Origin of the sequence: Methanoculleus sp. UBA208, from assembly GCF_002498065.1 — an archaeon.
In the GTDB taxonomy this organism is placed as follows: Archaea; Halobacteriota; Methanomicrobia; order Methanomicrobiales; family Methanoculleaceae; genus Methanoculleus.
Genome location: NZ_DAFZ01000077.1, coordinates 1 through 10135 on the forward strand (window position 1 = coordinate 1; position 10135 = coordinate 10135).

The 10135-nt window shown below is 64.3% G+C and carries 8 protein-coding genes and 1 tRNA gene; 5 read left to right on the plus strand and 4 right to left on the minus strand.

Annotated elements, in window-relative coordinates; genetic code table 11:
- Positions 1 to 185: 185 nt before the first annotated feature.
- From BRA62_RS08190 to iorA, 3 genes are all read right to left on the minus strand, one after another.
- Positions 186 to 1526, minus strand: coding sequence for a small ribosomal subunit Rsm22 family protein (locus tag BRA62_RS08190; RefSeq protein ID WP_292366082.1), 1341 nt, complete (start codon positions 1524 to 1526; stop codon positions 186 to 188).
- Between the two features lie 250 nt (positions 1527 to 1776).
- On the minus strand, positions 1777 to 2364 hold the full coding sequence (locus tag BRA62_RS08195) for an indolepyruvate oxidoreductase subunit beta (protein ID WP_292366083.1): 588 nt from the start codon (positions 2362 to 2364) through the stop codon (positions 1777 to 1779).
- Positions 2361 to 4130 (minus strand): indolepyruvate ferredoxin oxidoreductase subunit alpha, encoded by a 1770-nt coding sequence (gene iorA / locus BRA62_RS08200; RefSeq protein ID WP_292366084.1) that lies wholly within the window; start codon positions 4128 to 4130, stop codon positions 2361 to 2363. Before iorA ends, BRA62_RS08195 begins: the two co-directional genes overlap by 4 nt.
- A 108-nt stretch (positions 4131 to 4238) precedes the next feature.
- Here iorA and BRA62_RS08205 point away from each other — a divergent pair.
- The 4 genes from BRA62_RS08205 (at position 4239) to BRA62_RS08220 (ending at position 8011) form a co-directional block, all read left to right on the plus strand.
- Positions 4239 to 4311 (plus strand) — tRNA-Ile (locus BRA62_RS08205).
- Positions 4312 to 4625: 314 nt separating this feature from the next.
- Positions 4626 to 5708 carry an ABC transporter ATP-binding protein gene (locus BRA62_RS08210; RefSeq protein ID WP_292366085.1) on the plus strand — a complete coding sequence of 361 codons (1083 nt, stop codon included), beginning with the start codon at positions 4626 to 4628 and terminating at the stop codon, positions 5706 to 5708.
- Complete coding sequence (locus BRA62_RS08215; RefSeq protein WP_292366086.1) at positions 5705 to 6406, plus strand: ABC transporter permease; 702 nt, start codon at positions 5705 to 5707, stop codon at positions 6404 to 6406. The genes BRA62_RS08210 and BRA62_RS08215 overlap by 4 nt, the downstream gene beginning before the upstream one ends.
- Before the next feature lie 63 nt (positions 6407 to 6469).
- Positions 6470 to 8011 (plus strand): PAS domain S-box protein, encoded by a 1542-nt coding sequence (locus tag BRA62_RS08220; RefSeq protein ID WP_292366087.1) that lies wholly within the window; start codon positions 6470 to 6472, stop codon positions 8009 to 8011.
- Between the two features lie 64 nt (positions 8012 to 8075).
- On the opposite strand, the gene serS is transcribed toward BRA62_RS08220, so the two are convergent.
- Positions 8076 to 9353 (minus strand): serine--tRNA ligase, encoded by a 1278-nt coding sequence (gene serS, locus BRA62_RS08225; protein ID WP_292366088.1) that lies wholly within the window; start codon positions 9351 to 9353, stop codon positions 8076 to 8078.
- 154 nt (positions 9354 to 9507) lie between these two features.
- Between serS and BRA62_RS08230 the strand changes: the two genes are divergently transcribed.
- The gene (locus BRA62_RS08230; protein WP_292366089.1) at positions 9508 to 9960 is read left to right on the plus strand and encodes a hypothetical protein; all 453 of its coding nucleotides are present in this window, start codon (positions 9508 to 9510) and stop codon (positions 9958 to 9960) included.
- The last annotated feature ends 175 nt before the right edge of the window (positions 9961 to 10135 follow it).

A 10135-nucleotide genomic window follows, 5' to 3' on the forward strand; every position in this document is an offset into this window, starting at 1 on the left:
CCCTGTCCCCACCCCCCAGTCGCGATAGCCACCACGGTCCAGTAGATCGGGTTTTTCACAAGTTTTTACTGTTCTGAGGCGCTATCGAAGAGTCCGATCTGCAACCGGCTCCCGTTTTCCCCTCTCGTATCTGGTAAGATGACGGGCACTATACCTGAATGCCGGCAGGAGGAACAACTCCAGCCTTACACCCTCTCCGTCCCGTCCCTCTCTCCCCCCGGACACCCGACCGGCTCGATCCGGGTCCCCGGCAGGACGACCAGGTTGTAGGCATCGTGGTCGCGGTTGAACCGGACGAAAACCCCGTAGAGGTGGACAATGTCGCCGTAGGCGAGGCCTTCGAGCGCGTCCCGGTTCGTGCCGCGGAGGGTCGCCGGGACGACGGCGTAGACGGGGTCCGCAGGCGTCCCGTCGCAGACCTTGTAGACCTTCGTCCGGTTATCCCCGAGGTTGCCGGACATCAGCGCGGCGACGACGTTGATCTTTTTGTCGCGGTGCCGGCGGAGGTGGGAGAGGCGGGCGAACTTCGCTCCCGGCGGGACGCGGTAGGCGTGCTGCGTCTTCGCATCTCTGCGCAGGAGCGCTGATGAATATTTGATATCGACGTTCATGAACCGGTAACCGCCTTTCCCCGATGCGAGGCGCTCCATCAGCCGGGTCGGCCGGATGTCGCCCTTCTGCTCGAACGTCCAGCACCGGGCGGGGTTGCAGGCGGTTCCCCGGATGAACGAGCAGGGGCTGTAGATGGTAAGGCCCCGGTCCGCGATCGCCCGCACGGTCCGGCGCATGGCGGTCGAGTTGGCAAGGTCGGCGGGCTCCACGACGATTATCGTTCCATCGGGCGCGAGCCGTTCGGCGAGGGAGACGACAAGGTCGGCGCGCCGCTCGATATCGAGGTGGCGGAGTTCGTTCAAGACGTTCGAGAAGACCATGAGATCTATCCGGTCGGGGAGGTCCCCGGCCTCGAGCGCCCCGATGTCGGCGCGGATGGGTTTTTCCACCCGCACGGCGTTGCCTCGCGCCGCGGCCGCCGCCGGAACGAGGGCGTTGTAGGCCTCGAGGTGCTCTTCGGAGCGCTCGACGGCGTAAATTTCCGCGGATCCGCTCCTGACCCGCCCAAAAAGGTCGATGACGGCGAGCGGCACGACTCCCGGCCCGGTGCCGAGATCGAGGATCCGCATGCGGGGTTTTGCGAGCCCGCGGTCGATAACCTGCCAGAGGATGTGCTCGAACTGCACCAGGTAGACCGGCGCGTGGTAGGCCAGGTAGCCGAGAACCTGGTAGGCCTTCCGGTAGCTCACGCGCTTCTCTTTCCAGTACCGGCTCTTCTGGGCAAGGATGGTGTTACGCATCCGGTCGAGCACGACCGGGTCGTCCCAGGACTTGGCGGTCTTCTTCTCGATGTAGGACTCGACGATCCGCTGGATGTAGTCAGGAACCTCCGGCTTCTCGAAGAACGCGAGCTGCCGCTCGCGCCCGGCATCGCCGACCGCTAACGACCCTTCAACGGTGTCCCGCTCGCTCATGGCATACCAGCTCGGCAGGATGGGTAATACAGGTTGCGGGCGCCAACAGGTGCCCCAAGTCTTCCAGGAATTTTACACATTCCGTACCGTTATTTCGCGTTCTTCGCGCCTTCGCGTGAGACCCAATCCCGGTCTCAAAAACTTTGGCTCACGCGAAGCCGCGAAGGGCGCGAGGGGGCATGCGAAATACTGGGGTGCAGTTGTCCGATTGTGGTGGGGAAGAGCGGGGATCCCCCGGCACCCTCCCCGATCAGGGCGTGCCGGCGCCCTTCTCCCGGCCGAGCCGGAAGGCCGCGGTGTTGACCTCGACGGTTTTTTGCGGCACGCACCGCCGCACCGCCTCTTCGAGGGTCCCGGGCCGGAGCGGGATCTCGCCGGACGCCGCCCCGAGCATCACGATGTTCTGCGAGAGGATGCTCCCCGCCTCCTCTGCGAGGCTCGCGGCGTCGATGCAGGTGACGTCGAGGTCGGCGAGGGCGGTGAGGATGCTCTCCTCGTCGGGGACGTCGAGATCCTGCTGGTAGACCGACGTCGGGACGACCAGACTCCGGTTCACGACAAGCCTCCCCCCTGCCGGGAGGTAATGGCGGTAGCGGAGTGCCTCGAGGAGGTCGAAGGCGACGAGAAGATCGGCCGTCCCCGGCACGATCAGGGAGCCGTGCTTCCCGCCGATGCGGATGTGGCTCTCCACCGACCCCCCGCGCTGCGCCATCCCGTGGGTCTCTGCGCTCCGGACGGTGCAGTTCTCGAGGATGCACGCCTCACCGAGAACGTTCGAGGCAAGAACGGTTCCCTGGCCGCCGATCCCGACGATCAGGATGTCGAACGAAGGTTTCATCGCCGTCCCTCCATGACGATCGCGCCCGACGGACAGATATCCGCGCAGACGCCGCACCCGGCGCAGAGCTCGGTTATCGTCGCGTTCTTATCATCGAACGCGATCGCCGGGCAGCCGAACGACCGGCAGGCGCCGCAGCCCGTGCACCGTTCGGGGTCGACCGTGTAGGGTTTGCGCTTGATCCCGCTCTTGCGTGCGGTGATGACGCAGGGCTGTTTTGCGATGACGACCCGGACGCCCCTGCGCTCCTTTGCCTTTCTGAAGGTGTCGAGGAGCACCGGAAGATCGTAGGGGTCGACCGTCTCGACCCAGGAGACCCCGCACGACCGGCAGATCGCATCGAGCGATATCGGGGTGCTTTCCTCGCCCGTTGCCGTCAGGCCGGTGTTGGGGTTCGGCTGGTGGCCGGTCATGGCGGTGATCCGGTTGTCCAGGATGACGACGACCATATCCGCGCCGTTGTAGACGGCGTTTAAGAGCCCCGGGATTCCCGTGTGCAGGAACGTCGAGTCGCCGATGGTCGAGATCACGGGGCGCTCCTCTCCCGACCGGGAGATGCCGCTCCCGACGGTGATCGACGCGCCCATGCAGATGGTGGTATCCACCGCGCCGAGCTGGAGCCCGAGAGTGTAGCACCCGATGTCGCTCGGGAAGATGCCGTCGCGAAAGACCTTCCGCATGGCATAGAACGTCGGCCGGTGCATGCACCCGGCGCAGAGGATCGGCGGACGGGGCGGCACTCCCGGGACCGGTGCGGCCGCCGGGAAGGTCGCCGTGGGTGCCATGTCCGCTCGTCCGAGGGCGGCGGCGACGGTCGCCGGGGTGAACTCCCCTTCGTACTGGACCGTGCCGTCTATCTTACCGAAGACTTCGGTCTTCGTCGCCACCTGCCGGACAACCTCTTCGACGACAGGGTCGAGCTCCTCGACGACGAGGACTTTCTCGTGCCTGTCGACGAAGTCCGCCAGCCACTCTTCGTCGATCGGGTAGGCGCCGATGATCGCGAGCGAGACGTCGTCTCCGAGCACCTCCTGGACGTAGGCGGCGGCGACACCGCTCGCGACGACGGCGGTTTTGCCCCGGACGGTGTGGCGGTTGTAGCCGAGCTCGACCAGTCGGCGTTTGAGCGCCGGCTGTTTTTGGTTCAGGACTTTATGCAGCACCCGGGTATGCGCGGGAATGACCACGTACTGCTTCGGGTCGCGGCTGAAGGCGGCGGTCCGGTGCTCCGTGCCGATCTCTCCGAGGTCGACGTCGCCCTTCGAGTGGCAGATCCGGGTGGTGGGGCGGAAGATCACCGGCAGCCCGAACTCCTCGGAGAGGGCGAATGCGTCCCGCATCATATCGTGCGCCTCCTGGACCGACGCCGGGTCGAGGCAGGGGAGCCGGGCGAAGTGCGCGTAGCGCCGGGTATCCTGCTCGTTCTGGGAACTGTGCGCGAAGGGGTCGTCTGCGGAGAGGACAACGAACCCGCCGGTAACCCCGGTGTATGCGCTCGTCATCAGGGGATCGGCCGCCACGTTCAGCCCGACGTGCTTCATGGTGCAGAGTGCGCGGAGGCCGCACCAGGCGGCGGCGAGCGCGTTCTCGAAGGCGACCTTCTCGTTCGTGGACCACTCCACGGTGAAGGGCCGCTCCTTCTGCACACGGAGGACGTCGATCACTTCGGATGACGGCGTTCCGGGATAGCCGCTGGCAAAATCGATGTTTGCCTCCAGGCATGCGTGAGCGATGCCCTCGTTTCCGAGTAGGTATCGTATTGCCATTGTTCCACTCAACTATACTTCTATCATCGGGTTTCAACATAGCGCTTTGGATATCAGTCCAAAACCATTAAGTGTTAAGATGGCAGATGTTGTAGGGTAAGTCCCACCGGGCCCGTAGCATAGCTGGTGGTGCACCCGGCTGATAACCGGGAGGTCGTGCGTTCGAATCGCATCGGGCCCATCGTTTCTCATTTTATGCAATTTCCATGGGTTGTTTGAACAGGTGGTGCACCCGGCAGATTGCCGGGAGGCCGTGTGTTCGAATCTCGCCGTCCTATCGTTTTCTTTACTTTATGCCTGTCATATATTTCCGAAGTACCGTTTCAAACGGTGCATCTCCTCGTAACGCTCAATTTCATCCCGGGTTGGGAAAAAGGTTGTGGAGCGCGAGCGCACCGCCGGTCTCTCCGGGTGCCGGGCCGGGCAGCGGGTATTCCGGTGTATAGGGAGAGTGCATCGCCCCCGGGATGATGGTTTTTCCCAACCCTGCCTTTCATGGAAAAGTCACTCTTTTTTACGTCCCGCGAGGAGATCTATCCCTATGTTTCCCATAGGTCATGCGGCAAGTATTCCCCGCATAACCCCCGATACCTGCCCCATTCCCTCTCGATCCTGCACCGTGCGGTGCCGGAGGAGGAGGCGGGCGTGAACGCCGTCGAGGTCAGGGGCCTCTCGCGGTCCTTCGATGGCCGCGAGATCCTCCGCGACGTCTCGTTCGCCGTCGGGCACGGCGAGATCTTCGGCTACCTCGGGCCGAACGGCGCCGGAAAGACCACGACCATCCGGATCCTGCTCGGGCTGCTCGCCCCCGGCGCGGGCGAGGTCCGGGTCCTCGGGAGGGACCTCACCGCCGACGACGATGCGCGGGCGCGAGTCGGGGTGCTCTTCGAGAACAACGGTCTTGCCGACCGGATGAGCGCCGCGGACAACCTGGCCTACTACGCCGGGCTCTACGGCGTCGAAGAACCTGCGGCGAGAATCGACGACCTCCTCGCGCTCGTCGACCTCGCCGACCGGCAGGACGACCCGGTCGGGACGTTCTCGACCGGCATGAAGCGGAAACTCGGGATAGCCCGGGCGATCCTTCACCGGCCCGAGGTGGTCTTCCTCGACGAACCCTCCTCCGGCCTCGACCCCGGTGCGCAGAGGATGGTCCGCGACCTTATCATCGAGCTCTCCCGGCGGGAGGAGATGACCGTGTTCTTAAACTCGCACCACCTCGACGAGGTCCAGCGGGTCTGCTCCACGGTCGCGATCCTTGCGGGAGGGAGGATCCGGGCCTTCGATTCGGTTACAAACCTCACCGCGGCATCCGGCCGCCCGGCCGTGACGGTCGCCCTTGCCGACCCGGGCGAGCGTGCCCGCGCATGCGAGACCGTCGAGGGGCTACCGTTCGTCACCGGGTGCGAACCGGACGGTGACGCCCTCCACTGCACCCTCGCCGACCCGGGCGCGACCCCCGACCTCGTCGCGACCCTCGTCGGCGCCAACTTCCGGATCGAGGAGGTCCGCCGGTCGTCCCGGTCGCTTGAGGAGATCTATCTCGAACACGTCGGCCGGGTGGAGGACGGAGCATGAGCACGCTCGCCGTCATCGCCCGCCGCGAAATAAGGCTCGCCCTCCGGAACCGGAGCGCCCTCATCACCGCGTTCATCTTCTCCATCTGGTTCCCGGTCATGTCGGCCCTCAGTATTGCTGTGGGCGCCGATGGCGACGCTGCGGCCGTTACCGCCGGCATCGCCACGATCACGCTCCCGGTCGCGGTCTTTCTGGGCTACATCTTCTGCGCCGATGCCTTCCTCCGCGAGAAGCGGGACGGCACCATCGAGACGCTCCTCTGCGCCCCGGTTTCGCTCCAGCGTCTCTGGGAGGGAAAGGCGGCCGGGGTCACCGTCCCGGCGTACCTGATGATGCTTCTCTCGGCCGCGGTGAGCATCGCGGCGATCTCAGGTCTCACCGGAGTTTCCATCGCCGCCGAACCCCTGCTCCTCCTTCACTTCGCGGCCGTCGTCCCGGTCTGGATCGCCGCCTCGGCCGGGCTCATCGGCGCGGCCCAGCTCGCGCTCGGGATGCGGGAGAACCAGATCCTCGGGTTCGTCTTCATATTCGGGTTCATCTTCCTGATCGTCCTGTTCCAGCAGATCGTGCCGGCCGGGTCGGGTATCTCGGCGGCGACGGAGGCGGTCCTTGCGGTGGTCGGGCTCGCGCTCCTCGCTCTGGCCCGTTTCATCGCCGGGAAGGTGACGAAGGAGCGGATCGTCCGGACGATCCCGTGAGGTGCAGGGCGGGGATGCGTCCCCGGCAGAAGTAAGATATACCGGTGCAGCAAGGATGCACCCATGATGCAGGAGGAGCACGATCTCCAGAACCGGATCCTTCGTGCCCTCCGGTTCCGGCCGAAGGGCATGACCATCACCGAGGTGGCAAAGCAGCTCGGCGTCACTCGGAACCCGGTCTCGAAACACCTCGAGATCCTGCAGATCGCCGGCAAGGTCGACGTCCGGCAGATCGGCAACGCGAAACTCTTCTCCCTCGCCCAGCGCGTCCCGATCTCCGCCTTCCTCTGCTTCACGAAGAACCTGATCCTCATTCTCGATAACGACCAGCGGATCGTCCAGGTCAACGATCAGTGCCAGAAAGCCCTCAAACGCTCGAAAGACGAGCTGATCGGCCTGACGCTGGAAGAGGCCGCCCACCCGGTCGTCTCCACCCCCGAAGCGCTCGCGGTGATCGAGGGGCTCGAGCGGGAGCAGGTGATCGCCGACGTCCGCTACGCGCGTGAGGACGGGGAGTTCTTCTACCAGATGCAGGTGATCCCGACGACCTTCGAGGACGGGGAGAAGGGCTGCACGATTGTCCTCGAGGACATCACCGAGCGGAAGCAGTACGTCAGGAATATGGAGTTTCTCGCCCGGACGGCGATGGAGCTTGTCGATATGCCGGCGGAGGCGGATATCTACCAGTACGTCGCGGATTGCATCTCCGAACTGGTGCCGGGGACCCTCATCCACGTCCTCTCCTACGACGAGAGCAGCCGGCAGTTCATCGCGCGCGCTTTTCGTGATCGAGCTGCTCACAATGTATTGATGCAGATCCTCGGGCGGGACCCGGCCGGAATGGTATTCCCGCTGGATTACACCGCCTCGCACCCCCTCGGGGGAGACCCCGCGAGTCTGCTGCATGGGGGGATCCAGGAGTTATTCTTCAAGCCCCAGATCGGGAAGGTAACACTACCCTTCTACGACGTCTGCTTCGGGCAGATCCCGGAAGATCGCTGTGAGGAGATCCTCCGGGCCCTGAACCTCGGAAAGGTCTATGTCCTCTTTCTCGTCTGGGGGGAGCACCTCTACGGCGATCTCGGTATCTATCTTCCCCTGGAGAGGGAACTGGAGAATAGACGGGCCATCGAGTCGTTCGTCCGCCAGGCCTCCATCGCCATTGCCCGGCGGCAGACCGAGGAGCGGCTCCGCCGCAGCGAAGCCCGGTTCCGGGACCTGGTCGATTCCTCCCCCGTCGCAGCTGCGGTCATCGAGAGCGACGGCCGCTACACCTACCTCAACCAGGCGTTCACCGACCTCTTCGGGTATACGCTCGCTGACATCCCCACCGGGAGGGATTGGTTCCGGACGGCGTTCCCCGATCCCATCCGCCGCCGCGAAGCGATCGCCGCCTGGAAGTCGGACCGGGAAGAGGCCGGCAGAGGGCGGCCCCGCCCGCGGACGTTTCCGATCCGGTGCAAGGGTGGGGAGGAGAGGGCGATCCGCTTTTCGCCCGTCGAGCTCTCGGATGGGACGCAGTACATTACCTACGAGGACGTCACGGAAGAGCGCCGGGTCTACGGGATGCTGGTGGACGAGATTGCGGAGTTGCGGCGGAAGTAACCCGGTTCCCGGTGTCGCACGGATAGAAAAGAGATATTGTCGGCCTCGTGCAGGCCCGGGATGTCTACAGCGTCTCCTCGCCGTAGAGATACGGCCTGAGGGCCTCCGGGATGGTGACCGACCCGTCCTCGTTCTGGTAGTTCTCCAGGATCGCCCGGATCGCGCGGGAGGTCGCGATCGCGGTGCTGTTCAGGGTATGCGCGTAGCGCTTCGAGGTGAACTCGGTCGGATCGCGCACCTTGATGTTCAGCCGAACCGCCTGGTAGGCCGTGCAGTTCGAGCAGGATACCGCTTCGCGGTAGCGCTCTTCGCGCGGCATCCAGACCTCGAGGTCGTACTTCTTTGCGGCGACCGTCCCGATATCCCCCGTGCAGATCGAGACGACCCGGTAGGGGAGGCCGAGCCGCTGGAAGACTTCCTCGGCGTTCGCCATCAGCTCCTCGTGGAGGTCCCAGGACTGCTCCGGCGTGGCATAGACGAACTGCTCCACCTTGTGGAACTGGTGAACGCGGAAGAGCCCCTTCGTGTCGATCCCGTGCGCCCCGATCTCGCGCCGGAAGCACGGGCTCAGCCCCGCAAGCCGGAGCGGCAGGTCCTTCTCCTCGAAGATCTCATCGCAATACATCGCGGCCATCGGGTGCTCGCTCGTCGCGATCAGGTACTCGTCCTCGCCGTCGATCTTGTACATGACGTTCTCGAAGTCGGCCAGATCGGTCACGCCCTCGTATGCGGCCCGGTTCATCATGTAGGGCGGGATGATCGGGGTATACCCGCGCTCGACAAGGATATCCATCGAAAACCGCTGGAGCGCCATATCGAGCAGGGCGAGCCTGCCCTTCAGGAAGTAGAACCCGGATCCGGCGATCTTCGCCGCGCGTTCGAAGTCCGCCCAGTCATGCTCGACGGCGAGCGCGCCGTGGTTCTCCAGGTCGAACGCGGGCATCCGGGGTTCGCCCCATCGGCGGATCTCGACGTTCTCGGAGTCGTCCTTGCCGACAGGCACGCTTTCGTGGAGGATGTTCGGGAGCCGCATCAGGCGGTACCGCACCGCCTCGGTGAGCGTCTCGCGCTCCGCCTCCGCCTCCTTGATTCGCTCCGGGAGGCCTGCGGCTTCGGCGAGGAGCTCGGTGATATCGTCCCCCGCCTTCCTCGCCTGGCTGATCTCGCGGGAAATGACGTTTCTCCGGTTGCGCAGATCTCCGATCGCAACGGTGAGTTCCCGTGCCCTCCGGTCCATCTCCAGCACCTCGTCGACCCAGGCCAGTTTCTCGGTGTCTCCTCTCTTCGTGAGGTCTGCCCGGACGATCTCGGGGTGTGCACGAACGAACTTCAACTCAAGCATACTGTCTCGTACGTACTTCGCCATGACGGTATATGGTCATGTTGCCCTTCTGCGGGGTGGGTGCAGGTGATCGCCCGGGCTGTGCCCTGCTTGTGCCCTGCCCTCTCCACCCGAAACCTACTCTTATAATTTCAGGCGAACCAACTCATCTAGCATGGAAAAAAACCAGAAGATCGTCCTGGTGACAGGCGCCCTTATCACGCTCGGGCTGCTCTTCATCGACGTTTTCTTCGCCCTCATCGCGCTGGTGCTTATGCTCGTTCTTCTGATGATCTTCCACATCATGGGAGATTCCGGTAGTTACCCGCTCGTCACCGTGGATCTCTCGGAAGATGCGCGTGAGATCATCGTCACCAATACGGGCACCGCGAGGGCGCAGAACATCCACGTCGCCCTCGTCCCGCTCGACATCGATTTCGAGATCGCCTCGCTCGACCCTGACGAGGAATCCGGATTCGGCCTCGCTTCGATGCTCGTGGAGGCGAAAGCGGTCATCACATACGAAAATGACGAAGGCCGGCAGTTCATGCGCTCGTATCCGCTTACGGCGCTTGAGGCCGGACGTGACCTCCTGGAACCGATGTTCCCGATCTTCGGGCGCCGGTGAGGGGGGAGACCCCCCCTCGCTCTCGGGGGCTAACTCAGCAAAAATGGCTTTGTTGAAACCCCATCTGTTGGCTCCAGATGGTTGCAATCCAAGGGCACTCCAGGGCACGGCTTTCCCGTGGCTATTGCCATGACTGCCCCCGCCCTTAGGGCGGGGGAGGAGGCCGGAGGCCGGG